A 396-nucleotide genomic window follows, 5' to 3' on the forward strand; every position below is an offset into this window, starting at 1 on the left:
CTACCTCGGCCGGCCGGTGGAGGAGACGGACCCGCTCGTCGGCTACGAGCTGGACTCGGTGGCCGCGCTGAGCCTGTACGGCGACATCGAGGAGGAGTTCGGGCCGATCATCGACCTGGACGACATCTGGGCCCACCGGACCATCGGCGACCTGGCCCGCCACATGGCCTACCGGGACATGCGGCGCTCACCCCGCGAGGTGCGGACCGCCTTCGTCTTCACCGGGCAGGGCTGCCAGTACCCGGGCATGACGGCGGGCCTCTATCTGGACTCGGCGACCTACCGGGGCCATCTGGACGAGGCGTCCGAGGCGCTCCTCCCGCTGCTGAAGACCTCGGTCGTCGACCTGATCCTCGGTGAGGACCCCCGTATCCACGGCACCGCGTTCGCCCAGGT

Annotated in this window: 1 protein-coding gene; it reads left to right on the forward strand. The window is 70.2% G+C overall.

The window, feature by feature from the left end; all coding sequences use genetic code 11:
* A partial coding sequence (locus RNB18_RS53230; RefSeq protein ID WP_311721206.1) for an acyl carrier protein occupies positions 1–396 on the forward strand: 396 nt, incomplete at both ends.

Source organism: Streptomyces doebereineriae, from assembly GCF_031845645.1.
Classification (GTDB): domain Bacteria; phylum Actinomycetota; class Actinomycetes; order Streptomycetales; family Streptomycetaceae; genus Streptomyces; species Streptomyces canus.